Raw genomic sequence first — 24,759 nt, forward strand, 5'->3', positions numbered from 1 at the left:
ATTTCGAGGGGCTGATTTGAACCGTTCCGAAGGTCTATCTCCGTTTCAAGGGGCTGATCATCCTATGCACCACGAGTATCAATGGCATAACGTCAACGCCATTCCGCCGTTTTTGCGTCTTGTCTACTTGGGCAACAACCCCTTGAAACGGAAGTAGACTTCCGGCGAATGTCAAATCTGCCCCTTGAAGTGCGAGAAGCCCCTCCTTCACGGAGGGGCTTCTCGCACTTTGTTAATTTTTATCTCACTGAGGCTGTGTCAGTGAGAAAAATATGCGAGGCAGCTCCCCTCAACCGAGGGAAGCCAGGGGATATCAAGCCTCGTAGTAGCCGTCGGCACCGAGACGGGCGTCCGGGTTGAGGAGCATGGCCTTTTCGACCTCGTGGTGGTCGTAACCGCGGTGATCCTCGTGGAAGCGACGGTTATCGATCGGCTCGTAGAGCGCGGCGCGACCCATCATGCCTTCCTCGAGGTGACGCTGGCCTGCAGCCAAGCGCGCGTTGGCACGCTCACGCCAGGCTTCCAGCGCGGCCTCGCCATCGGCCTTGGCCACGGCGGCCTCGAAGGCACCGGGGTGAACCAGCGCCACGAAGCCGGAGACGTGTCCGAAGCCGAGCGAGGTGGCCAGACCGGCCTTGACCGGGCGACCAGCGGTCTCACGACCGAACTCGTCCTCGCCGCCGCCGATGCGCAGGGGCTTCCTGACCCAGACCATATGGTCGTCGCGCTGGAGTTTCGGATCCACGCAGTCGAGCGATGCGTTCGCCGGAATCACGCCGGACTTGAACAGCTGCGTCAGACCGTTGACTTGGAAGATGCAGGCACCGCCCTTGGCGTGGCCGGTGAGCGTCTTCTGCGAGATCACGAACAGCGGGTTGCCGTCGGTGCGGCCGATGGCGTGGGCCAGCGTGTTGTGCAGCTCGGATTCGTTCGGGTCGTTGGCATTGGTGGACGTGTCGTGCTTGGAGACCACGGCGATGTCGTCGGCTGAGACGCCGAGCTTGGCCAGGTCGTGCACGAGCTTGGAGTCCTTGCCACCGAGGCCGGCAGCCAGGGCACCGAGGCCCGGAGCCGGAATCGAGGTGTGGGCGCCATCCGCGTAGGAGTGGATGAAGCCGACCACGGCAGCGACCGGCAGGCCGAGCTTCTCGGCGATGTCACCGCGGGTCACAAGGATCGTGCCGCCACCCTGGGATTCCAGGAAGCCGCCACGGCGACGGTCGTTCGCACGGCTGAAGAAGCGCGCGTCGATGCCCTTGCCGTACATTTCCTCCGAGTTGGCAGTGGCGTTCATGTTGCCGAAGCCGATCACGGATTCCACGCCGATGTCGTCGATTGCACCGGTGACCACGAAGTCGGCCTTGCCGAGGGCGATCTTGTCAACGCCCTCCTCGAGGGAGACGGCTGCGGTGGCGCAGGCGGAGACGGGCTGGATCATGTTGCCGTAACCGCCGATGTAGGACTGCATCACGTGAGCCGCGACCACATTCGGCAGGGCCTCCTGCAGGATGTCGGTCGGAATCTCGTGATTGAGGAAGCGGTCGAGGTACAGCTTGCGCATCGACATCATGCCGCCGAAGCCGGTGCCCTGGGTCGAAGCCACCAGCGAGGGGTGGATGGACTCGAGGATTTCGGCCGGGGTGAAGCCGGCGCCCAGGTAGGCGTCCACGGTGGTGACGATGTTCCACAGGGCGATCTTGTCGACGTCGCCGACCATCGAGGCGGGGATGCCCCATCGGGTCGGGTCGAAGCCCTTCGGGAACTGGCCGCCGACCGTGCGGGTCATGGTGGCGCGGCGCGGCACGCGGATCATCGAGCCGGCGTGGCGGGTCACGTTCCATTCGCCGGATTCCTCATCCGGGGCGATAGTGGTGTGAGCCTCGTCCAACTTGACGTATTCGGCGGCGACTTCGCGGGTGGGCACGGAGAAGGTGACGTCGTGGTCGAGGAAGACCTCGGCTTCTTCTTCATCGGCGCCGTCCTTGTAGTCGTCGCCCATGCCTTCCTCGAACGGGCGGATGCCGGAGCGGGCCACGACCTCGTCGTGGTAGCGCTCGGCGATGTCCTCTTCGGGCACCAGGTTGCCGTCGGTGTCGTACCAGCCGGGCTTCGGGCTGTCGGCCCAAGTCAGCAGGCCCATGTTCCATGCAAGTTCGAGCACTGCGCCGGCAGACAGATCAACGGTGCCGTCCGGGTGGATGCCGAGTTCGGCCTGGGTGCGCGTACGACCGGAACCCCACGGGCCCAGCTCACCGACGGAGACGATGACGATTTCGTCCTCCGGGCGGGCGGTGACGTTCTGCCAATCGGCAAGGTCGACCGGGGCCTGCTTGGTGACAATTGGGGTGGGCAGAGCCTTGAGAGTGGAGCCTGCGGCGCCGCCCTCCGGCTTCTCTCCCTCAATCGCAGCCTTCTCAGAGGAAGCTTCCTTCTCCGCATCGGCCATGGCCTCCGCGCGCAACGCCTTGATGTCGATGGGCTCGGAGCCAAGGCCACCGGTCAGATCTACGTCGAGCGGAGCCTTGAGGGCCTGCTCGCGCGATTCTGCGGTGCACAGGTCGAGCAGTCTGGCCGCAATCTGCGCGGTGGAGTAGGTGTGAATGCCGTGGCGCTCGACGACGGCGACCAGCGGGTCGTTGCCGCCCATAAGGCCGGTGCCACGCACCCAGCCAATCTTCGGGTGAGCGAAGGTGACGCGGCTCGACCACACCTTTTCGGCGCGGGCGCGATTGACGATGGCGTCGAAGGCGCTCTTGACCTCGCCGTAGGCACCGTCGCCGCCGAACACGCCGCGGTTCGGGGAACCGGGCAGCACCACATGCAGCTTGTGCTGCACGTTGGTGTCGGCACCGATGTGGCTGAAGCCGGCGATGGCGCGTTCCACGCCCCACAGCATCAGTCGGGCCTGCGACTCGAACAGGTCGCCGGAGTCGGCAAGCGTGCCGTGAACCGGCGGGGCGGCGAACGGGAAGAACAGGGTCGGCTCCCACGCGGGCTTCAAGATCGTGGTGGTGGCACCAGAGGTCTTCTTCTGCTCGTGGCCCACCCAGTCGACCAGCGCGTCAACGTCGCGATAGCTGGAGAGATTGGCCGGAACCAGCCACAGCTTGGCGTTGCCGGTGGCGTGCTCGCGGTACGCCTGCTTCGCCCAAGCCTTGATGGACGGCTTGAAGCTGTGCGAGGTGGCCACCACGGTGGCGCCGCCTGCGAGCAGGCCTTCGACCACCTGAGCGGCGATGGAGTTCGGGCTCACACCGGTGACAATGGCGATGTCGTTCGCGTAGCGGGAGGCGTTCTTGTCGGAAGTAACGGATTCGAGGGCTTCGGAAGCGGCCTTCTGGAAGGCGGCCTTGAGCTCATCGTTGTTCGACTTGTCGGCGAACCACTGGGCTTCGGCGGCGATGGTCTTGCCAAGGCCGATGAAGCTGCCGTTCAGAGCGGCGGGGTCGTTGTCGTAGTAGGCGCGGGCGAGGTCTTCGCGGGCGGAGGCCCAACGGTCATCGAAGAGGATGGCCTTGTTGGCATCAAAGCGTGGAGCGACCTGCTTGGGCCAGTCGGAGCCGAGCTCGGCTTCGACCTCGGCCACCACGGCGGCATTCTCGTCCTCGGATTCCTCCGGAGCCGGAGCGGCCACGCCGAGCTCGTTCAGCACGAAGCGGGCGGTGGCGGCAAGCACGCCGTTGGAACCGGTGACCTTCTCGGCGAAGGCGTCGAGTGCGGCGGAATCGACCACGGCACCGCCAGCGGCACCACCGGCGGACGGCAGAGCCACGGCAACGCCCTTAAGCTGGGCGACCACTTCAACAGCGGCGTCGATCAGCTTGTCGGCTTCCGGCTTGTTCTGCACGGCAGCGGTCGGCAGCTTGGCCAGGTCACCGCCACGGGAGCTGGAGCCCTCGCGGGTATCGAGCAGCAGTGCGGCAAGCACGCTGGCCACCCAGCCTTCGCCGAGCTGCCACACGTTGGCCACACGGTCGCGGATGTACTGCTGCTTGACGCCGGCGGCACCGAACAGCGAGCGCAGACGATCGCGCAGTGCCTCGGAGAGCACGGCACCGAACGGCTTGTAGTTCGGGGCGGCCTTGTTGACGATTTGGGCGAGCTTGTCGAGCGTCGCCTCGGCGGCACCGTCCACGCTGGCCACGCCCAGCTCGGAGCTGATGTCCATGAGCAGCTGGTTACGGCGAGAGGAAACGCCGTTGGTCAAGGTATCGGTGGTGTCGTTGCTGCCGATCTGGTCAAGACGAACCTTGGCGGCGTATGCCATGAGGACGCCGATGCCATCGGAGGCTTTGAAGGGCAGGTCTGCGACGGCGGCACCGGACGGGGTGCCGGCGGGAGCGGCAAAAACCGGAGCGGCCGGTGCGGGAGCAGCGGCAGCAGCCGGCGCTGCGTCAGCGGCTGCGCTCGAGCCAAGCTTGGCGACGGCGGAACCGCCGGCGGGAGCGGTTTCGACCGGAGCCGCGGTCTCTTCCGGCTCGTCGTCGGGAACCAGCGAATCGGTGTCGGTCATGTAGACGCGGCCCTCATCGCGGCCGACGTTGTAGACCACCGTGTCGTTGCCGGCGAACTCGGGCAGACGCAGGGTCTTGGCACCGAGGTTGGCGAGCGTCGGAGCGTTGCCGAGGCCGACTTCGACGTACTCTTCGACGCCGAGACCGCCCTGTTCACGCTTGCCGAACAGCAGTGCCTGGGTTTCGATCCAACGCACCGGGGAGGCGAATTGCCAGGAGAGCAACTCAGTGAGCAGCAGTCGGCCGAGCTTCTGGTCATCGGCGGCGTAGGAATCCCACACGGCCGGGTCATCCAGTGCGGCCTTGATACGCTCGGAAGGCACGACTTCGAGGATCTTGGCGGCGAATTCCTTGGTCATCTCGAACGGCGAAGCCACGAGGTTCGGAATGTAGCGGTCCACCAGACGGCCACGGTAGTCGATGTAAGCGGGCAACAGCGCGTCGAGCTTGTCGCGGAATTCCGGCACGCCCTTGCGCAGCAAGGTGGAGTGGAACGGCACATCAATGCCGGGCACCAGCATGAACGCGGGCTTGCCGCCGAATGCGGCCACGCGACGGGCGGAATCGGCCTTCAGCGCCTTGAGACCGGCGATCGTGCCAGCGATGGCGTACTGCTGGCCGGCGAGGTTGTAGTTCACGATCTCCAGGAACTCGCCAGAGGCCTTGGCCACGGATTCCACGTATTCCTTGACGTGAGCGTCGTCCACACCGAACTGGTTCGGGCGCAGGGCACCCATGCGGTAGTTGGAGCGGCCCTGGGCGTCACGCTCGATGAGGTGGTGCATGGTGGAACCACGGTGGAACACGAGCTCCAGTACGGTTTCCAGCGGAATCACGTCGGCGAATGCGGACAGCGCGTTGTACTCGCCGAGCGAGTGGCCGGCGAAGTAGGCGGGCCAGATGTCGGCGCCGGCTTCGCGCAGGCGCGCGGTCTGGGCAAAAGCAACCGTCGCGAGCGCCACCTGCGTGAACTGCGTCAGGTTGAGCAGGCCTTCGGGGTGACGGTAGGTCACGCCGTTGGCGGTGAGCTCCTTCGGGTTATCGCGCACAAGACCCAGGATCGAGAAGCCGAGCTTGGCGCGGGTGAGCTTGTCGGCGCGCTCCCACACGTCGCGGGCGGCGGCGGACTTGGCGCGCTCGTCCAGAACCATGCCCTGCTTCTGAATGCCCTGGCCGGGGTAGACGAAGGCGGCGCGAGGCGCGCGGACCAGTGCGGTACCGCGGGAGACTAGCTGGCCGTCGATACGGCAGGTGACTTCGAGGGTCATGCCGCCGTGGCGCACCTTGCCGACGCGCTCCACGGAGATCTCGACGGTGTCGTCGAGCTGGACCATGCCGTACATGTTGTAGGTCCAGCCGGCAATCTCGTAGTGGGCGCCCTTCTCGTCCAGTGCCTGCACGGCGTGCTGGGCGGTGGCGGACAGCCACATGCCGTGCACAAGCGGGGCGGCCAGACCGGAGATGCGGGCGCCGCGCGTGGAGGTGTGAATCGGGTTGAAGTCGCCGGAAGTGCGGGCAAAGGCGGTCATGTCGTGCGGAGCGACGACCTTCACACGGCGCAGCAAGCGGCGCGGCGTCGGAGCGACTTCCGCGTGCTCGGCATCGCCGAATTCAGGAGCGTCAGCCGGCAGAGCGTCAGAGTAGACGCGGCCACGAATGGCGAAACGCTCGGTTTCGCGGGCGAGCAGCGTGCCGTCGGCAGCGGTATGAGTCACGTGAATCGTGACCACACGGCCGGAGGCGGACTCGAAGTAGTCCTCAGCCCAAGACTTCAGCGTGATGGTTTCGCCAGTGTGCTTGAGCAGATCCTCCTCGTTCACCTCAAGTTCGATGAGGTGGTCGAGGTGGACGGCGTTGAGCAGGCCTTCGATAACCGGGTAGCCCTTGACGTACACGGAGCCGAGCGCCGTGTAGATCGCGGGCCAGGCCGGGCCGACCAGCGCATCAGGGGCAATGCGGCTGGGTTGCAGGGTGGAGGGCAGAGCGGCACCGGTGGCCGCCTCATGGTCAAAGCCGAGGTTGGCGGACAAGGTGTAGGTGGCAGTGGCGGTACCGAACGGCCTGTTCTGAGCGGTCTCTCCCTCAGTCACGGCATTCGCCGTGACAGCTCCCTCGTCAGAGGGAACAGACAGGGTGGGCATCGCGGTGAGCTTGTCGCCGGTGATGGCGGTGTTGCCAATGCCGGCGGTGGCGGCGAGCATTGCGTACACGTCCGGAATCAGACGCTCGCGATCCACGACCGGCACTCGGCCAAGCTCGGTTCCTTCCACGATGAGCGGAATGACGATGTCACGAACGGCGTGCTTGGAGGTGCCGCCGTCCGGGTCGTTGTCCCAGTAGGTGTCGAGGTGGATATCCAGATCGTACTTGCCGGCCGCGGCGTCGAACGCGCGGATTTCATAGTACTGATCGCCCAGAGCGGTGCCGTAGGCGGGGTTATCGGTGATGTGGCCGACCCAGGAGATGTTCGGGGACTTGCGGATGAAGTCCTCGGCAGAAACAGCCTCGCCAAGTGCGGCGAAGTCGTTGTTTTCGGCGGCATTCTGCTCGGCCTTCACGCGCTCGATGGCCGCGTTCTCGAAATGGCCGAGGATATCGGCGATCGGCTCGTCCACGGTGGTGATGCCGGCCACGGAAATCGGGCCGGGGATGGCGCGCACGGAATCGGCGGAATAACGCTGATCCTCGGACTGCCAGAGCTGGTCCTGTCCCCACCAACGCAGCAGATCGTTGTCGATGACCGGCACGAACGGCATGGGCTTGGGGTATTCGCGCACGAGCACCGGGAACCAGGCCACGTCGGCCGGGACCACCTTGAGTTCGGCGGTCTGCGGGTAGGCCAGAGCGAGCTTTTCCAGCGCGGGGGCCGGATCGGCGAGAATGCCGTCGCGGGTCAGCAGGCCGGCGGCAGCGGCCTCATCGGCAGAAACGCCGTCGGCGGCGAACAGCTTGGAGGTGAACTCGCCGGAGTCGGTGTCGTTCGCACGGGCTTCGATGCGCTGCAGCAGGTGCTGGAATCGGTCGGCGTAAGTCGGGTCGGCCCATGGGAAGGCGAGTTCGGCGAAGCGCTGTGCCCACTCGAGGTAGGTCATGGAGGCCAGATCGCCGAAGTAGGGCTTGGCGGTCTTGTTCAGGGCCTCGATGATTTCCTTACGGCGGGAGTCGAGCTCCTCAGGATGCTTCATGACGCGTACAAGCAGGCGGCCGCATTCGGCGGAGTCGTTCTCGAGCTCATAGATGTCAGCGTGCAGGTGGCTCAGGCCTGAGGACATGCCACCGACCGACTTGCCGGACGGCACCCAGTGGGCGGCCTGCGGGGCGAACACATCATCGGACTTGGCGTCGGCCGGAATGCCGGGCGTCTTGACGAGCATCTGCTTGACTTCGGGGCTGGTGTGGGCTTCCTTGGCGGTCATCGCAGCGGTGCCGATAAGCACGCCGTCGACCGGCATGTCCGGCAGACCGTAGGCGTGGGCCCACTGGCCGGAGATGTAGTCGGCCGCGCGTTCGGGGGTGCCGATGCCGCCGCCGGCGACCAGCACGAGGTTGTCGCAGGCGCGCACTTCGGCGTAGGTGGCGGCGAGCAGGTCATCCAGGGCTTCCCAGCTGTGGTGGCCGCCGGCCTCGCCGCCTTCGACCTGAATCATGATGGTGGTGGGGGCCACGGCCTTGGCGATGCGCACGACCTGACGAATCTGGTCGACGGTGCCGGGCTTAAAGCTCACGTACGGCAGACCATCGGCCTGCAGGTTCTTGATGAGTTCCACAGCCTCGTCCAGCTCGGGGATGCCGGCGGAAACGACCACGCCGTCAATCGGAGCGCCGGAAGCACGCTTCTTGGGCACGATGCGGGAGGAGCCGAACTGCAGGTTCCACAGGTAGCGGTCCATGAACATCGCGTTGAATTCAACCGTGCGGCCTTCCTCAAGCTCGTCTTCGAGGGCGGCGATGTGGCGGTCGAACACTTCGGCGGTCACCTGGCCGCCGCCGGCAAGCTCGGCCCAGTAGCCGGCGTTGGCGGCTGCGGCCACGATTTCCGGCTCCACGGTGGTGGGGGTCATGCCGGGCAGCAGCACCGGCGGCTTGCCGGTGAGCTTGGAGAACTTGGTGACCAGCTTGGCGCCGGCCGGGGTCTCGATGACGCGCGGCGCGAGTGCCTTCCAGTTCTGGGTGCGCTCGGGCTCGCTTTCCAAGGTGGAGAGAGCGGAGCGTTCGGACAGCGTGGTGGCTTCGACCACGCCGATGCCGGTGCCCTGCACCACGTTGCCGATCAGCTTGCCAAGCGTGTTGCCAGGGCCGAGGTCCACAATCCACAGCTTGGCCGGGTCGGCGGCGTTGAACAGCGCCTTGACGCGGGCATTCCAGTCCACATGGTTGAGCAGCACTTCCTCAGCGAGTGCGCGGGTGCGATCCTGGTCAAAGCCGCAGGCGCCAGCCCAAGACACGGTCTGCTCAACAGCTTCGGCCATGAGCGGAGAATGGAAGGGCAGGGTGACTTCGAGGTATTCGAGAGTGGGGTTGAACACAGTGCCGCCGTGGAGCTTCTGTTCACGCAGCTTGGCCTGGTGCTTGTGCTCGCGCTCGGTTTCGAGGGCGAGTGCTGCCAGGTCTTCCGGGTGGCCGGAAAGCACGTGGTGGTTGTCGGAGTTGGTGACGGCGATGGAGATCGGGCCTCGGGCGTTGTTCACGCGCTTGACCAGAGCCTCAACCTGTTCGCGGGTGGCGCCCTTGACGGAGAGCATCGGGCTGGCCTCGCCGTACTTGGGGTTCAGGCCCAGTTCGCGCACGCGGCGAGTGCCGGCTGCACCGATCAGGGCGGCGACGGCCAGAATCTCGTCGAGGGTCTTGCCGGCGGCTTCGATGGAGCCGGCGGCCTCGATGGCACGGGTCATGTGCACGGCGAGCACGCCCTGGGAGTGGCCGAGCACGGCAACCGGCTTGGCGGCGGCCACACTGTAGCCAAGGTGTTCCAAGTCGAGCAGGGCGCCGAGCTGGGTCAGGGCCACGCCTTCCACGGATGCGGTGGCGTCGGCTGCAGCGCTGAGGCGGGCCGGGTTCGGGGTGAAGCCGAACAGGTCGACCGGACGACCGGTGGTGGCCAGCAGGTCAGAGGCGGCCGGGGCGAGCAGTCGGTTGGCTGCGGCGACGTGGCCACGCAGGGCCTCGTCAAGACTGGGATCGGTGGTCTGGTCTGCCAAGGCGACCGGCCACGGGGTGGACTGGCCGGCGAAAGCGAGCGCATGAGGCTCGGTGGTCAGGCGGTTGAGGAAGAAGGTGGACATTACTTTCCTTACTTGTGTTTTGGTTGACGTCTTCAAAAATCAAAGTGGCTGGTTGCCATGGTGTTTGGTGGTGCGCTTGATGCGGCGCTTGGTAGCAAGCGTGGCCAGCGATTCGACGATCACTTCACGGGTTTGTTCGGGGTCGATCATGCCGTCGATCTGCCCGATTTCCAGCGAGAGGTTCGCGTTGACGGTGCTGGTCTCGTACTCCTTGATGTACTTGGCCCGCAGCGCATCGACGTCCTGTCCGGAGGCTTTGGCCTTGGCCAGGTCATGGCGGTGGATGATGTTCACCGCGCCGGCCGCACCGAGCACCGCGATCTGGGAGGAGGGCCACGCGAAGTTCAGGTCCGCGCCGATGGCTTTGGATCCCATCACGATGTACGCGCCGCCGAACGCCTTGCGCAGCACCACGGTCACCATCGGCACTTGCGCGTTGGCGTAGGCGTAGATCACCTTGGCGCCGCGGCGGATGATGCCGGCGTGCTCCTGGTCGGAGCCGGGCTTGTAGCCGGGCACGTCCACGAGGGTGACCACGGGCAGGTTGAACGCGTCGCATAGTCGCACGAATCGGGCGACCTTCTCGGACGAGTCGACGTCCAGGATGCCGGCGAGCACGTTCGGCTGGTTCGCCACGATGCCGACCGGCTTGCCGTCGATGCAGGCGAAGCCGACGAGCGCGGAGGCGCCGAACAGTTCCTGCACCTGCACGAATTCGCCGTAATCGACGATGCAACGGATCACTTCGAGCATGTCGTACGGCTGGCGTTCGTTGGCGGGCACGATGGTGGCGAGTCGCTTGGCGGTTTCGCGTTCGGCGCGGGTGGCGGCGTAGGCGTAGACCGGCGGCTTGCTTTCGCTGTTGGACGGCAAGTAGGCGAGCACGGTGCGCGCGTAGTCGATGGCATCCGATTCGTCCTCGCCGAGGTAGTGGGCCACGCCGGACACCCGGTTATGCACTTCGCCGCCGCCGAGGTCGGCCATGGAGATGGTCTCGCCGGTCGAGGCCTTGACCACGTCCGGTCCGGTGACGAACATGTTCGAGTTCTCGCGGGTCATGATGATGAGGTCCGTCAGTGCCGGGCAATAGACGGCGCCACCGGCGCAGGGGCCGAGGATCAGGCTCAGCTGGGGCACGAAGCCGCTGGCCTCGCAGGTCTTGCGGAAGATGCGGCCGTACTGGGTCAGGGCGGCCACACCTTCCTGGATGCGGGCGCCACCGGAGTCCACGATGGCTACGATCGGCACTTTGAGGTCGATGGCCATGTCCATCAGTCGGCAGATCTTCTCGCCTTCGGCGGTGCCGAGGGTACCGCCCTTGACGGAGAAGTCCTGGGCGTAGACGGCGGCTTTGCGGCCGTAGACCTGGCCGAAGCCGGTGATGACGGCCGCACCGGCGTTGCCGCCGGCGATGTTGCCGCCCTGGAAGCGACCGATCTCCTCAAACGTGCCAGTGTCGAAGAGCAGGTCAAGGCGTTCGCGCGCGGTTTTCTTGCCTTTGGCGTGCTGTTTGTCGCGGGCGCGCTCTTCGGCGGCGCGAGCCAGTTCGGCGGCCTTGACCACGGCGGTGCGCAGCGGCTGGTGAGCCGGAGGCTGGGAGGCGTTGGTCGCCGAGGTAGCAGTCACGGCATTGACGGCCGGCGAATCCATAATGTCAGTCATTGCCGCCCTCCTTCTTGGAGTCCTCGGCCTTGGCCACATCCAGAGTGACCAACGTGTCGCCGGCTTCCACACCATCGGCTGGACCGACGAAGATCTTCTTCACTTCGCCTGCGGCCGGCGCGTACACGTAGTTCTCCATCTTCATGGATTCGAGCACCACCAGCAAGTCGCCCTTGGCCACCTGCTGACCTTCGGACACGTTGATGCGCGTGACCACGGCCTGCATCGGGGACGCGATGACGCCGGATTTGGCGCCATCGTTCGCCTTGGCGGCGCCGGAGGCCACATTGTGCAGGCCTGCGCCGCGCAACGGCTGAGTGGGTCGCTTGGCACCGCGGGCGCGGGCCGATCCGGTGATGTTCTCCACGATGTCGAGCGGCACGGTGAGCTTGACGCGGCGGTTGTTCATCTCGATGACAAAGGTTTCGGACGTGGACTTGTCGGACGCGGCAGGAGCTGCGGCACCAGCCAGCGATGCCGGCTGACCCGAGCTGGCGGAAGCCGGTGTGCGGTTCAGGTACGTGCGTTCCAGCCACTTGGTGGACACGGAGAACGGGTGACCGTTCTCGGCGGTGAAGTCGTCGTTGCGGAAGATCTCCTTGAACAGCGGAATCGGCGTGGGCACACCTTCGATCACCAGCTCGTCCAGCACACGGCGCACACGGGCCACGGCGTCAAGGCGGTTCTGGGCGGTGACGATGACCTTGCCCATCATCGAGTCGAACTTCGGGGAGATGGTGTCACCCTGCTCCACACCGGTGTCGATGCGCACACCGGGTCCGGCCGGCCACTGAATCTTCTCGAGGGTGCCGGAACCAGGGGTCAGGTTGGTGACCGGGTCTTCGCTGGTGATACGCAGTTCGAAGCTGTGGCCGCGCGGCTCAGGGGCACGGGTGAGTTCACCGCCCGCTGCAATGTTGAGCTGTTCGCGCACCAGGTCAAGGCCGCTGACCTCTTCGGACACGGTGTGTTCCACCTGCAGACGCGGGTTGACTTCCAGGAAATACACCTTGCCATTCGGGGTCACCATGAATTCGCAGGTGCCCAAGCCCACATAGCCGACCGTGGTAAACAGGCGGCGGGAGTACTCCTCCAAAGTGCTGACGATTTCCTCGGGCAGGAAAGGCGCGGGGGCTTCTTCCACAAGCTTTTGGTTGCGGCGCTGCAGCGAGCAGTCACGGGTGGAGTACACGGTGAAGTTGCCGTGCGAGTCGCGTCCGGACTGGGTCTCGACGTGGCGTGCCTTGTCCACGAACTTCTCGATGAAGTATTCCTTCAGATCGCCGCCTTGCAGCGCGTCGTGGTTCATGTAGAAGCGGCGCAGTTCCTCGTCGTCATGCACCACGGTGATGCCGTGGCCGCCACCGCCATCGGTGCGCTTCATCATGATCGGGTAGCCGTGGGTGTGTGCGAAGTCGAGCAGGGTACGCACATCGGTCACCGGTTCGGACAGACCTGGCACGGGCGGTACCTTGGCACGCAGGGCCACGCGGCGGGCGGTGATCTTATCGCCGAGATCCACGAGCGCGGTGTGGTGCGGGCCCACCCAAATGGCACCGGCATCCTCGACCTTTTGCGCAAAGCTCGGCACTTCAGACAGGAATCCATAGCCGGGGTGCACGGCGTCCGCACCGGTTTTGTACAGGATGTCGATCAGCAGATCCTCGTTGAGGTAGGTGTCCTTGTAGGTGTCGCCGGAAAGCAGGTATGCTTCGTCGGCCATGTCCACATAGCGGCTGTTGCGATCCTGTTCGGAGTAGACAGCCACGGTGGAGATACCCATCTCCTTGGCCGTACGCACTACGCGAAGCGCAATCTCGCCTCGGTTCGCAATCAGCAGTTTTTTGACAGTATGAGCCATAACGTCAAATTGTGCCCTTGATATGAGGTATGGGACAAGCTGAGTTCGCACAAAACATATCATCGGCTTTTGTAGGCCATGAACAAACGAGTGCGTAAGTTCCGGGAGCGTAACCGCATGCCCACGCACCCCTTAAGACTTGGAACATCAGGGTTTTTGGCGCTATTGACCAAGCACGCCGGAAGTTGACGCCATTCATGTATTCGTCAACTTACAACAAACCAGAATCGGAAAATTTGTGGGTTATCACGAAATCGCACGAAACCGAACACTCCTACGATGGCAACCGTAAGTTCGGGGGAAGGCTCAACGTACAGGCGGATACAGCCAATGGATCGGCACTCGATTCAGGCATCAACCGCCTCGTTCCGCAGTCGATGGTACGCATGCCAAGCCGTCCGCAATATGGACGGCTAATGCGCATCAAGGCCACATAAGGCCACGGCACTCCCACTCCATCGCATACCGCCTGCCAGTAACGGCGATAGCACACAACATAGGGGTATTCATCATGCAGACTTCACACACCACCTCATCCACTGCGGCCACCGCATCACTCGGCCGCCGCATCGTCGCCGCTTCGTGGAAGCCGGCGCTGTTCGCCGTACTGATGTGGCTGTCCGCAGCCGCAGGCGCAATCCCGATTCCGGGCACACCGGTACCGATCACCCTACAGACTTTCGTGGTGATGCTTGCTGGTCTGATGCTGCCGTGGCGTCAGGCGGGTTCCGCCGTCGCCGCTTACCTGGCAGCTGGTGCAGTCGGTCTCCCGGTGTTCGCGGGCGGCGCTTCCACCATGGCTCTGGTCGGCCCGAGCGCCGGCTTCCTCTTCGGATTCCTGCCTGGCGTGATTGTTATCGCGCTGCTGCGCGGTAAAGCCAACACCTCGTCCGCTTCCGCCGCCGCTCTCACCGCAGGCCGCTACCTGCTGACCGCTCTGGTTGGCGGCGTCGTGGTGGTGTACGCCCTTGGCTTCGTCATTCAGTCCGCGCTGACCGGCGTACCGATCGCCGCCGTGGCCTTGGCTTCCATGGGCTTCGTCGCCGGCGACGCCATCAAGGCAGTCGTCGCCTCCTTGGCCGCAGCCGGTCTGTCCAAGCTCGGTCGCTGACCTACAGCACTCCTACATCGGCGGTGCGGACCGTATGGTCCGTGCCGTCTTCTGTTCTTAAGATCAATGAGGCATCTTCATTAAGCCCGATTGCCTCACCAATCAGCGTGGTGCCATCGGTGAAGTGCGCCTCGACCTGACGGCCGCGCGCCCAACATACCGCCTTCATCTCTTCACGCAATGCCTCGGCCTGCCCGTGCGGATCCGCAATGAACGCTGCCAAGCGCTCTCGGAAGCCCTCAACCTCACGTTCGGCCACCGCGTCACGCATCTCGTTGAACGACGGCAACCCCGAAACGTGCAGCTGCAGCGAAGTCGACTGCGGCGTCGGCAAACGGCTCGCGCCCAACGCCAAATTCAGGCCGACCCCGAAGACGACGACAACATCATCATCAGCTTCCCCGTCCGGCAACAACACCAGTTCAGAGAGCAGTCCGCCGAGCTTGAGCCCGTGGCAGAACACGTCGTTTGGCCATTTGAGCTCCAAAAAACAATCCTGCTTATTCGGAGCGGCGCCATATTCCTTAATCATGCCGTTCAGCGCATCGAGCGTGACCAGGCCCGCAATCATCTGCAGCCAGCCGTTCACCGATTCGTCGGTGGCGATCGCGCGAGGAATGCGCACGGCATAGGACATCGTTGAGCAACGGCCAGGCTGACTGATCCAGGTATGACCATTACGCCCTCGTCCGGCGCTCTGCCAATCGGTGGCGACTACACCGACGGCAAGCGTGCCGCCCTTGCGCTCAGGCAGCGTCAACGACCCGTCACCTATCATGCGCGCAGCCAACGCGTTGGTCGAATCAGTCTCGCCCACGGCGACTACTTGATCTGCAACGGCTTTGGTTCTCGGTAGCTGCGGCGTTGCAGCTTGCAAAGCAATCATCATGGGAACTACGTTACCCCGATTTGCGCGACCAGATTCCCGATGTCTCGCGAAAAAGCGCACAAAACCGCCCATTTTCGGCCAATACCTCGGTGTGAACGCTCACACGTGAGCAAAGTCACACCATGCAGATGGCCCGCATACGATTGCAGTCATAGCGGCCTTGCCTGCGTCTGCAATCCACCGGCGAGACGGCGACCATCACACATCTGCATCCGTTGACCTGTGCGGCTACCATAGACTGTCATGACGTCACCAGCCTCTTCACTGCCTGCTGCCGCAGCCCACCCGCGCCTTGCCCGTGTGGGCGCTGCTGCACGGTGGATGCTGGCCGTACTGGCTTGCCTGTGGCTGGCACTATGCACAGCGGTGGGACCGTTGTACTGGGATTTTGAAAACGGCACCATCGCCAATTGGAATTGGACCAATACCGCATTCTTTGTGCTGTCGTTTGCCATCTACCTTGGGCTCATCGTGATTATGGTGCGCTTTGCGGCAGGACAGCGCGTGCTGCCACGGGCGATCAGCGGGAGACTCAGCCGGGCCGGGCAGCAGCACAGCAATCAGGCTCTCGAACCATCGCAGTCCCAGTCCGTCGTCGCCGACTCCAATGTCTCCAAGCGTCACGCCACCGCTGCGTCCCGCTTCGCCACCTTGGGCCGTTGGATCACCCGCGGCACGAATCGGTTCTGGAAGCTCGCACTCGTGTTCTTTATCGGTTGGCTGTGGGTGCCGACCACCCTGCTGGCCGCATTCGGCGCGGATATCCGCTCGCAAATCCGCGAATTCAGCTGGGCCTGGAACCAATGGACCGGCCTGCAACAGCCGTATATCGGCTTCTTCTCCTTCGTGCCAATGGACATCTACCCCACCGCGCACTATATGTGGCCGCCTGACTCCACTTATCTGACCGACCAGCATAACGTAGTGCTCACCGTGTTCTACGGTGCGGTGGCCGCATTCTCGCGATATCTGACCGGCTCGAACGATGCAGGCATCGTGGCGCTTGCCGCTGGACAGATGCTGCTCGCCGTATTCTGCTGCGCCGCAACCGCCAACCGATTCCTCAATCGACCGTGGATGGGCGTGGCTCAGTCAACCAAGGACAAGAACGGCTCCAGCACCAGCACCGGCAGCGTATCCTCGACTACCAGCGCGCGCATCGCACAGGATTCCGCACCCCAGCTTGCCGGGGGGCGTGCCCGATTCCTGATTCTTGTGTTCTTCCTGTGCTGCCCGCTGGCCGTGTTCGCCACGATCTCCATCACCAAATCGCCGCTGTTCGCCTTCTCGTTCGTCTGGTGGTTCGGCATCTGGTATGAGCTCACCCAGACATGGAAGCCCGCGGGAAAGCGCAAAGGTCTGACTGCTACCGCACCCATCCGCTTACCACGTCATAGTTTTGTTGCGTTCGTTCTTTCCACTGCAGTGATGCTGATTTCCGCGAAGTACGCCTGGTACATCATCGCCCTACAGATCGTGTTGGCGCTCATCGCCGACCGCCGTCGTTGGACAACCTACGTCGTGGCTCTGCTTATCCCCACCATGCTGATTCATGGCGGCATCTCTCTTGCAATCTCCTCCGGGGCGATTATCGGCGGCGACCCCATCGAAAGCCGCGGCGTGCAGTTGCAAATGATCGCCCGTGTGGCCAGCCGCAATCCAGAAGGCATCTCGGAGGAAGCCAAGAAGAATCTCTCTGACGTGTTCAATCTGGACCAAATGGCCGACGCCTATTCCCAGCAAGATGCTGACCCGGTGAAATCCTCAGGTATTCAAGCCAAGAAAGTCAGCTACAAGTGGCGCACGGTGACGCCCGAGGACATGACCAATTTCAATAAGGCATGGTTCGAAATCGTCAAGGACAATCCGGTTATCGCACTGGATGCATTGCTGGCCAAGTGTTTCGGCTACTTCAATGTGACCGACCAGCCATACGTGTCGATGGACTACTACGTGACCAGCGACTACGTGCAGAAGAACTCCACATGGATTAAGAGCTACAACCACAACTGGCGCGAGCAAATTACTGGATTCACCCGGAGCTGGGGCAAAATCCCGGTGATCGGCTGGATTACGCACGGCAATTTCTATGTGGTGATGACGCTGCTGATCGGTGCCGCCGAAGTGATTCGCCGCCGCTGGCTCACACTGATGACCCATATTCCACTACTGTTGCTTATGGGCGTGATGATTACCGCACCGGCCAACAACTTTGAACGGCACATGCTTCCGGTGGCGTTCGTGTTCGGTTTCGTAGTGCTCACCTATTGGCGTGAATCCTTGGTCGAACGTCGGATTGCTCGGCAGGCACAGTCTTCAGCATCGACGACAATGACCCTGCCGCAATAGTTGCGTAAAACGATTGACAATGTGATGCCGGCAGAATCGTTGTCCAGTGCCGGTACCGCCAACGCTAGACTGGTATATATGTCAGATTTTCTCGAACTACTTGCCGCCGACGCCGCCAATTCGTCTGATTTCACAGACCGTTCCGGCATCTCTGCGACCGACCGTGCACGCACTGTGCTGTTCGAGTGCCTGTTCAATCATCTGGCCGACGACCGCGTGGCCTCGCTCTTCACCATCCTTGGCTTCGAGCATGATTTTACCTGCTACGCCATTGCCGGCTACCCCGCTCGCTCCGCCGCCCGCAGCCGTGTTGACATTGAAAAGATCGTGGCCGATTTTGGCGGAACATGTCTGACTGCCGAACGTCCGATAACCGGACTCACAGGCGCTGACAATGGTACGGGCCGTACCGCTGTTGTGGCCCTGATTCGTCCGGTCGGTGCGGCCACACCGGAAATCATCTGTAACACCATCGCCCCGGCTTTCGACGCCGACCGTCCTATCGCCTTGGGATCGCAACGTACCGGCGCCGAAGGCGCCATGCGATCCGTTCAGGCCACGCTGTACTGTCTGAGAGCCGCTCCGGCCTTGGCTGCCACCGCGCAGTCCCTCCCCCGCCCGCTGCGCACCGATGACGCGCTGCCAGAACGCGCGCTGATTGGCGACGAAGATGCTCGCGACGAGCTGATCCGTGTGGTGTACGGTAGCCTAACCGCTGCAGGACCGGATGACCCTACATTGCTGACCGTCTCGACGTTCCTGAAATACGGGGGATCACTGGAGACCTGTGCCAAGGAACTCAATGTGCACCCCAACACCATCCGGTACCGTCTCAAGCGTGCAGCGGAATCCACCGGCTGGGACGCCACCGACCCGCGTGAGGCGTACGTGCTTATTACGGCCATCGCTCTAGGGCGTATGGCCACAGCGCAGTAAATCGTTTTTTCGTGTTCCCCGCTGGCATGCGCTGAATCGTATCCCATACCAATTCAGCCTATGACGCGACAGGCCTCATCAGACAAGGCAGACGAAGGCCACTGCGGCTATTGCAGGGCGTTGTCTCGTACAGTAGGACTGAGCCGCCCCCAGCCGGCTGTTGCCGACATGCAGCGTGAAATCACCCAACCCAACAACCAACCTGCATATAGCAAAAGGCGGCTCCCACCACAGTGGGAACCGCCTTGATTAGCTACTCGGAGCTAAGCCCGATCAGGCCAAGGTGTTCGGATCAACCGGAACGCCCGGGTTCATCGTGGAGGTGATCGTTGCCTTGGTCAGGTAACGGCCCTTCACGGTGGACGGCTTCAGACGCTTGACTTCGTCGGCCACGGCCTTGAAGTTCTCGTCCAGAGCGGACTCGTCGAAGCTCATCTTGCCGATGAGGAAGCTCAGGTTGCCGTTCTTGTCGACACGGAACTCGATCTTGCCGCCCTTGATGTCCTTGACAGCCTTGGTGACGTCCATGGTCACAGTGCCGGTCTTGGGGTTCGGCATCAGGCCACGCGGACCGAGCACACGACCCAGACGGCCGACCTTGCCCATCATGTCCGGAGTGGCAACCACGGCATCGAAGTCGAGGAAGCCGCCCTGAACCTTGGCGATCAGGTCATCATCACCGACGATGTCGGCGCCGGCCTCGGTGGCCTCGGTGGCCTTCGGGCCACGAGCGAACACGAGGACCTTGGCGGTCTTACCAGTGCCGTGAGGCAGGTTGACGGTACCACGCACGAGCTGGTCAGCCTTGCGCGGGTCAACGCTCAGACGGAACACAGCCTCGACGGTCTGGTCGAAGTTGTAGGAGGGCATGCTCTTGAGCAGAGCAATGGCCTCGTTGGCGGTGTAGAGGTTGTTGCGATCGACGCGCTCAGCGGCTTCGCGGTACTTCTTGGAACGCTTTACCATCTGTCCTTCTCCTTATCAGTCCGTAACCGTGATGCCCATCGAGCGAGCAGTGCCCTCGATGATCTTCATGCCGGCTTCGATATCGCGAGCAGACAGATCTTCCATCTTGGTCTCAGCGATTTCGCGAACCTGCGCCTTGGTGACAGAACCGACCTTGTGGGTCAGCGGGTTCTCGGTACCCTTCTCAATGCCAGCAGCCTTCTTCAGCAGAGCTGCAGCCGGCGGGGTCTTGAGAACGAAGGTGAAGGAACGATCCTCGTAAACGGTGATCTCGACAGGGATGACCTGGCCCATCTTGTCCTGCGTCTGGGCATTGTATGCCTTGCAGAAATCCATGATGTTCACGCCGTGGGAACCCAGAGCCGGGCCCAGCGGCGGGGCCGGGTTGGCCTTGCCAGCCTGAATCTGGAGCTTGATCAGCGCCGAGACTTTCTTCTTGGGAGCCATAATATGGTTCTTCTTTCTATAACGCGGTTCAAATGGTCGCCGTCCGTGTCCATCTACTCAGCCCAATCGGTCTTGACTCATTAGGTATCCGATTGTGCTCAATATTTGGCCGCGGTCGGTCTCCTCCCGCAACTTATATTGCTGTGCTGTGCTAGCGGGTCTTCCCTCCAGACACAAGCTTTCCCATTATGTCGTCTCACCCGGACAACAACTGGCCATAAGTCCGCCCCCGTTCTCGCCATCGGCAGCATCATCCACAGTTGTTCTCATCATCGGACTGCGTCATCCACAATCGCCACCCACCTAACGACATCAATGCACCGCCCCAGCGTCAGAAATTTAGGAAAAGAGCGGCTTCGTCCTAAAATTCTGTCACTGAGTCAAAGCCAGTGACAGAAATTTAGGAAATCAACCCCAATCTCCTAAAATCCTGTCACTAAGACTCACTTAGCGACAGAAATTTAGGACGACTGGGATAATCTCCTAAAATCCTGTCGCTAAGCATCCACCGCACCATATTCAGCCGATGATTTGCCCTGGCATATCCACAGGAAGCTGGAACCACATAGGTCGTTCTGGCTTGCATATCCCAGAGCACCCGGTTTAGTTTCAAACAATGAAGACGCACAAGGAAGTAGCCGCATTATTGCAAACCGCACAACGAGAACAACGCTGCGCCATTGGCGATGGAGGCAAACTCTACACCGCCTTGAGACGGCGGACAAAGATCGGAGAAGTTGTCTCTCCTTATCCCAATCTGTTTGCAGCCACGTCATATTGGAAATCATTAAACGTTGAGCAACAGTCAATGCATCTCATCCGCGCATTAGCCAAAGTCCACCCGACATGGACGTTCGCGGGATTGAGCGCCGCCTGTGTCTACCAGTACGAACACTCATACTCTCTGCATAACGGAACGGTGGATATCGTCTCGCCAAAAGGTGCAAATTGCGGTGGGGCAAGCGGACTGAATCGCATATACATGGCAAGATGTTCACAATATCGATGTCAGGGCATACTCGTTACCTCACCGGCACGAACACTGATCGACTGTGCTTCGCTTCCTTTCGATAAAGCTCTAGCCATCTACGATTCTGCACTGCGACTTCAACATGTAACTAAGCTCGACGTCGAAACCCTAATCGTTCAAACTGACTGCAACGAAACGAACGTAAAAAGGCTGCTACGTTACGCTAATCCCTTACGAGAGAACGGCGGCGAGTCATGGACCTATGCACGTATCAGGCAGCTTGGCTTCGCCGAGCCTTTATTCCAGACTGAGTTTGATAATCCCGCCAATCCCGAAATGCCGTATCGTGTTGACTTTTGCTGGAAGCTCCACGACGGACGCATCATCGTGGTTGAATATGACGGCATTGCCAAATACAGGGACACCAGTAATCCAAGCCGTGCTAATCTCATGGCAAAATTTGAGTATGAACGGCAGCGAGACGCCAATCTCAAAACGCAAGGAGTCACCAGCATCAAGCACCTGTTCTATGAAGACGTCTCCGATCTTAAACGACTGAATGCGCTACTCACCGCCATCGGCATACCCAGAATTCGGTAATAAACGACAAACTCATACGGTGACTACGGCACCGTCCATACATTTGTCTGGAACAACATCACACCGGCGATGCTCCACAATGCTGCGTCCTCGTAGTGACAGAAATTTAGGAAAAGAGCGGCTTCGTCCTAAAATTCTGTCACTGAGTCAAAGCCAATGACAGATATTTAGGAAACCAACCCCAATCTCCTAAATTTCTGTCACTAAGACTCACTTAGCGACAGAAATTTAGGACGACTGGGATAATCTCCTAAAATCCTGTCTCTAACGAACAAGGGATGCCCTAGGAACTACAAAGTTACCGGTTACGACTGCAATTACGGTTTGCGACTACGGTCACGATGCGACGAGATGCCCGATGACTAACAACAACAAAAAGCCCGACCGTGATGGCCGGGCTTTTGCTATTAAACCTTGCTATTAAACCTATTAGTCGAGCTTCTGCACCTGGTGGAAGCCGAGCTCCACAGGCGTATCGCGACCGAAGATGGACACGAGCACGGTGAGCTTCTGGGTGGTGGGTTCCACGTCGGAAACGACAGCGGCCATAGTGGCGAAAGGACCATCGGTAACGGTGACCTGGTCACCCATGGCATAGGAGACCTCGACCTTGCGCTTCTTGGCGGCAGCGGGCTTGTCGCCGGCGGCCTTGAGCGCTTCGGAGGCAATCATCGGGGCCATCATGGCCACGACTTCCTGACGGGAGAGCGGAGCCGGATCCTTGGACGGACCAACGAAGCCGGTCACGCCTTCGGTCTCACGCACGACACGGCGAGCGTTCTCGTCCGGCCACATACGAATCAGCACGTAGCCAGGAACACGCACGCGGGTGATGACCTTCTTGCCCTTTTCGGTGTGCTTCTCGACCTCTTCCATCGGCACCTCGACCTGGAAGATCTGATCTTCCATGCCGAAAGAAGCCACACGGGACTCGATGTTGGTCTTCACCCGCTTCTCGTAGCCGGAGTAGGTGTGCAGCACGTACCACTTACCGTCAAGGGTGCGCAACGACTTGGAGAACTCATCAACAGCCTTCTGGCCGGCGTCGGTTTCCTCAGCCTGCTCGGACTCGTTGACTTCGGATTCTTCTTCCGCCGACTCAGCCACGGTTTCAGGGGAAGCCACAGGAGCTTCGGCAACAGGTTCGGCAGACTCAACGGCCTCGGCCGGAGCATCAGCCACAGGAGCCTCATCGGCCGCCGCATCCACGTTCTCCAGAGCAGCGTCGAGATTCTCGAGATTCAGTTCATCACTCATGCGTTGTCATTCACCTTCAGGTTATGCGTAAATCAGCCGAAAATACCCAGCGTGGCCTTGACCAGACCGAAGTCCATGCCGGTAACGAGAGCCATCAGCAGCAGCACGAAGATGAACACCGCCAGAGACCAGAAGAACAGTTCCTTGGCAGTGGGGGTTACGACCTTGCGAAGCTCATCGATGATCTGCTTGATAAACAGACCAATACGCATGAAGACATTCGGCTTGACTGCCTTTTCGTTTGTGCTCGTCTTAGCCATTCCGTACCTCGCATCAGCTGCTTGATTATTGAAGAAACTTGGCAGGGAAGGCGGGACTCGAACCCACAACCTACGGTTTTGGAGACCGTTGCGCTACCAATTGCGCCACTTCCCTAGGTGAAGTTCACCTTGGCTGGCGTTCCGTAGAGAACGCTTCGCCATGGCGGAAACCGCCAAGTTGTTATAGTAACGGCTGGGGTGGATTAAGGCAAATCGCGTGTCGGATAAACTGCAAAATCGCCTCCAAAGACGACCAAGGGGAGCCGGGCTCAACGCGCCCAAAACTCCCCTCAGGATGCGCTCCCCTCTTCGGAGGGGAAAGGAACGGTTTACTTCGCCCAGTCCTTGAAACGCTTCATGCCCTCGGCCAGATCGTCGTCGGCGAGAGCATAAGAGAAGCGCAGGTAACCGGGAGCGCCGAAGGCTTCACCGGGAACAGCGGCCACGTGAGCTTCGTCCAACAGAGCGGCGGCAAAATCGGCAGAAGTAGCGCACACCGTGCCGTTGGAACCCAGCGGCTTGCCCAGCAACGCGGTGATATCCGCAAACGCATAGAACGCACCGGTCGGAGTCGGGCAATACACACCCTCGATGTCGTTCAGAGCCGCAACAATCGCACGGCGACGCACATCAAAAGCCTTACGCATCTCGTATACCTCATCCAGAGGGCCGGATACGGCGGCCAATGCGGCACGCTGAGAGATATTGGCCACATTCGAAGTCATATGGCCCTGCAACTTGGTGGCGGCTTTGGCCACCTCAGCCGGGGCGACCATCCAGCCGACACGCCAGCCAGGCATCGCGTAGGTCTTGGCCACACCGTTAAGCACCAGCAGCTGGTCGCGGCATTCCGGCACGGCAGCACCGATGTATGTGGTGCGCGCGTCGTCATAGTTCAGGTGCTCATAAATCTCATCGGAGATAATCCAGATGTGGTGCTCAACAGCCCAACGTCCGATGGCTTCCACGGTTTCCGGCTTCCATACGGCACCGGTCGGGTTGTTCGGCGAGTTGACGATGATGGCCTTGGTCCGCTCGGTGCGGGCAGCCTCAAGCGCCTCCAGCGACGGCTCAAAGTTCACGTCGGCACCGGCAAATACCTCCACCGGCACGCCATCCGCCAGCTTCACGGCCTCAGGGTAGCTGGTCCAGTACGGAGTGGGGATGATGACCTCGTCACCATCGTTGAGCAGAATCTGGAAAGCCTCATACACGGCCTGCTTACCGCCGTTGGTCACTACTACCTGATCGGTGCTTACCTCGTAGCCGGAATCGCGCAGCACCTTGGCCGCGATGGCCTCGCGCAGCTCGGGCAAACCCGGAGTGGGCGTATACTTGTAATTCTTCGGATCAAGACACGCATCGGCAGCGGCCTTGACCGCGTTCGCGGGAGTCGGGAAGTTCGGCTCACCGGCACCAAAACCGATAACGTCAAGACCGGCGGCCTTCATTGCCTTGGCCTTGGAATCCACGGCGAGCGTAGCGCTCGGTGCCACAGTGTTGATACGGTCGGAAAGAATCTGCCATTGCGCCATAGTCATGGCTCTTACGATAACCCCAACGCACGATGTTTGGAAGTGTGTTGCAGGTCTCAGCAAAACTGGACATCCGCATAGGGTCTGTGGTGCAATGGAGCTGCACACAGCAGGTTGGGA

Annotated in this window: 13 protein-coding genes and 1 tRNA gene; 4 read left to right on the top strand and 10 right to left on the bottom strand. The window is 61.7% G+C overall.

What is annotated here, in order from left to right:
- Nucleotides 1–313 precede the first annotated feature (313 nt).
- Genes NBH12_RS00665 through NBH12_RS00675 form a run of 3 tightly spaced genes read right to left on the bottom strand, consistent with a single transcriptional unit; the run spans nt 314 to nt 13,319 of the window.
- Nucleotides 314–9,796, bottom strand: coding sequence for a type I polyketide synthase (locus NBH12_RS00665; protein ID WP_250819051.1), 9,483 nt, complete (start codon nt 9,794–9,796; stop codon nt 314–316).
- A 39-nt stretch (nt 9,797–9,835) separates the two neighbouring features.
- On the bottom strand, nt 9,836–11,458 hold the full coding sequence (locus NBH12_RS00670) for an acyl-CoA carboxylase subunit beta (RefSeq protein WP_016462630.1): 1,623 nt from the start codon (nt 11,456–11,458) through the stop codon (nt 9,836–9,838).
- The gene (locus NBH12_RS00675) at nt 11,451–13,319 is read right to left on the bottom strand and encodes an ATP-binding protein (protein ID WP_250819052.1); all 1,869 of its coding nucleotides are present in this window, start codon (nt 13,317–13,319) and stop codon (nt 11,451–11,453) included. The genes NBH12_RS00670 and NBH12_RS00675 overlap by 8 nt, the downstream gene beginning before the upstream one ends.
- A gap of 511 nt (nt 13,320–13,830) precedes the next feature.
- Between NBH12_RS00675 and NBH12_RS00680 the strand changes: the two genes are divergently transcribed.
- Nucleotides 13,831–14,430 (top strand): biotin transporter BioY, encoded by a 600-nt coding sequence (locus NBH12_RS00680; protein WP_003829790.1) that lies wholly within the window; start codon nt 13,831–13,833, stop codon nt 14,428–14,430.
- A gap of 1 nt (nt 14,431) precedes the next feature.
- Here NBH12_RS00680 and NBH12_RS00685 read toward each other — a convergent pair whose 3' ends face one another.
- Complete coding sequence (locus tag NBH12_RS00685) at nt 14,432–15,319, bottom strand: biotin--[acetyl-CoA-carboxylase] ligase (RefSeq protein WP_025263278.1); 888 nt, start codon at nt 15,317–15,319, stop codon at nt 14,432–14,434.
- A gap of 243 nt (nt 15,320–15,562) precedes the next feature.
- Here NBH12_RS00685 and NBH12_RS00690 point away from each other — a divergent pair, with 243 nt between their 5' ends.
- Nucleotides 15,563–17,668: a DUF6020 family protein gene (locus tag NBH12_RS00690; RefSeq protein ID WP_250819053.1), complete on the top strand. Its 2,106-nt coding sequence runs from the start codon at nt 15,563–15,565 to the stop codon at nt 17,666–17,668.
- A 78-nt stretch (nt 17,669–17,746) separates the two neighbouring features.
- Nucleotides 17,747–18,604, top strand: coding sequence for a helix-turn-helix domain-containing protein (locus tag NBH12_RS00695; protein WP_025300058.1), 858 nt, complete (start codon nt 17,747–17,749; stop codon nt 18,602–18,604).
- Nucleotides 18,605–18,877: 273 nt separating this feature from the next.
- Here NBH12_RS00695 and rplA read toward each other — a convergent pair whose 3' ends face one another.
- Nucleotides 18,878–19,570 (bottom strand): 50S ribosomal protein L1, encoded by a 693-nt coding sequence (gene rplA / locus NBH12_RS00700; protein ID WP_003829786.1) that lies wholly within the window; start codon nt 19,568–19,570, stop codon nt 18,878–18,880.
- A 15-nt stretch (nt 19,571–19,585) separates the two neighbouring features.
- Nucleotides 19,586–20,017: a 50S ribosomal protein L11 gene (gene rplK / locus NBH12_RS00705; RefSeq protein WP_003829785.1), complete on the bottom strand. Its 432-nt coding sequence runs from the start codon at nt 20,015–20,017 to the stop codon at nt 19,586–19,588.
- Nucleotides 20,018–20,633: 616 nt separating this feature from the next.
- Here rplK and NBH12_RS00710 point away from each other — a divergent pair.
- A complete protein-coding gene (locus NBH12_RS00710) occupies nt 20,634–21,587 on the top strand; it encodes a hypothetical protein (RefSeq protein ID WP_250819054.1) in 954 nt (317 codons plus the stop codon).
- A 429-nt stretch (nt 21,588–22,016) separates the two neighbouring features.
- Here the strand turns inward: NBH12_RS00710 and nusG are convergent, their stop codons facing one another.
- The 4 genes from nusG to NBH12_RS00730 all read right to left on the bottom strand — a co-directional run bounded on the left by nusG (nt 22,017) and on the right by NBH12_RS00730 (nt 24,639).
- Nucleotides 22,017–22,844, bottom strand: a complete 828-nt coding sequence (gene nusG, locus NBH12_RS00715) for a transcription termination/antitermination protein NusG (RefSeq protein WP_250819055.1) — start codon at nt 22,842–22,844, stop codon at nt 22,017–22,019.
- 32 nt (nt 22,845–22,876) lie between these two features.
- Nucleotides 22,877–23,104, bottom strand: coding sequence for a preprotein translocase subunit SecE (gene secE / locus NBH12_RS00720; protein ID WP_065454324.1), 228 nt, complete (start codon nt 23,102–23,104; stop codon nt 22,877–22,879).
- A gap of 39 nt (nt 23,105–23,143) precedes the next feature.
- Nucleotides 23,144–23,219: transfer RNA gene (locus tag NBH12_RS00725), tRNA-Trp, on the bottom strand.
- A 214-nt stretch (nt 23,220–23,433) separates the two neighbouring features.
- The gene (locus NBH12_RS00730) at nt 23,434–24,639 is read right to left on the bottom strand and encodes a pyridoxal phosphate-dependent aminotransferase (RefSeq protein WP_065454325.1); all 1,206 of its coding nucleotides are present in this window, start codon (nt 24,637–24,639) and stop codon (nt 23,434–23,436) included.
- Between the last annotated feature and the right edge of the window lie 120 nt (nt 24,640–24,759).

The sequence above is a fragment of the Bifidobacterium sp. M3-N-101 genome (genome assembly GCF_023656805.1).
Classification (GTDB): domain Bacteria; phylum Actinomycetota; class Actinomycetes; order Actinomycetales; family Bifidobacteriaceae; genus Bifidobacterium; species Bifidobacterium breve.

Coding starts and splice junctions, on each gene's coding strand:
- NBH12_RS00710 (WP_250819054.1), top strand. CDS start 20,634: ATGAAGACGCACAAGGAAGTAGCCGCATTATTGCAAACCGCACAACGA.
- NBH12_RS00730 (WP_065454325.1), bottom strand. CDS start 24,639: ATGGCGCAATGGCAGATTCTTTCCGACCGTATCAACACTGTGGCACCG.
- secE (WP_065454324.1), bottom strand. CDS start 23,104: ATGGCTAAGACGAGCACAAACGAAAAGGCAGTCAAGCCGAATGTCTTC.
- nusG (WP_250819055.1), bottom strand. CDS start 22,844: ATGAGTGATGAACTGAATCTCGAGAATCTCGACGCTGCTCTGGAGAAC.
- NBH12_RS00670 (WP_016462630.1), bottom strand. CDS start 11,458: ATGACTGACATTATGGATTCGCCGGCCGTCAATGCCGTGACTGCTACC.
- NBH12_RS00690 (WP_250819053.1), top strand. CDS start 15,563: ATGACGTCACCAGCCTCTTCACTGCCTGCTGCCGCAGCCCACCCGCGC.
- NBH12_RS00685 (WP_025263278.1), bottom strand. CDS start 15,319: ATGATGATTGCTTTGCAAGCTGCAACGCCGCAGCTACCGAGAACCAAA.
- rplA (WP_003829786.1), bottom strand. CDS start 19,570: ATGGTAAAGCGTTCCAAGAAGTACCGCGAAGCCGCTGAGCGCGTCGAT.
- NBH12_RS00680 (WP_003829790.1), top strand. CDS start 13,831: ATGCAGACTTCACACACCACCTCATCCACTGCGGCCACCGCATCACTC.
- rplK (WP_003829785.1), bottom strand. CDS start 20,017: ATGGCTCCCAAGAAGAAAGTCTCGGCGCTGATCAAGCTCCAGATTCAG.
- NBH12_RS00665 (WP_250819051.1), bottom strand. CDS start 9,796: ATGTCCACCTTCTTCCTCAACCGCCTGACCACCGAGCCTCATGCGCTC.
- NBH12_RS00675 (WP_250819052.1), bottom strand. CDS start 13,319: ATGGCTCATACTGTCAAAAAACTGCTGATTGCGAACCGAGGCGAGATT.
- NBH12_RS00695 (WP_025300058.1), top strand. CDS start 17,747: ATGTCAGATTTTCTCGAACTACTTGCCGCCGACGCCGCCAATTCGTCT.